General features: G+C 30.5%; 1 protein-coding gene. It reads left to right on the top strand.

Going from position 1 to position 377, the window contains the following annotated elements:
• Positions 1-377: hypothetical protein (locus QQK25_RS24965; RefSeq protein WP_284190105.1), on the top strand; the 377-nt coding region annotated here is incomplete at both ends.

Here is a 377-nt window from a genome sequence, read left to right as displayed (position 1 = left end):
TCTAGCTATTTCGATAGTTCATAAGAATAAGTACCAAACTAATGAAGATTATTTTTTTGTTCCTGAAAAGATTTTATCTCCTAGACGTCGTAGAGAATTGAGAATTAGAACCTGTTTAAGTTTAAATTCTGGAAATATGAGTCTTGTAGACGGAAATTACGTATTGTTCAATGAGAACAACATAGGGAACTATACTCAATTTATGGACACGAATAACCGTCTTGATATAAATACTAAAAAATTAATGAACTTAAAATTGTATCTTTGGCCTAATTATCGATTAGAAGATTTAGGGTGTATGAATCGATATTGGTTTGATGCCAATAATGGCAGTCGTTTTAGTATGTTAAGGATACGTATGTATCCACGATTGAAAA

The organism is Zoogloea oryzae, from assembly GCF_030161255.1.
Taxonomy (GTDB): Bacteria; Pseudomonadota; Gammaproteobacteria; order Burkholderiales; family Rhodocyclaceae; genus Zoogloea; species Zoogloea oryzae.
Note: the sequence above shows the minus strand (reverse complement) of the source record. Positions and strands in the feature narration are given on the sequence as shown.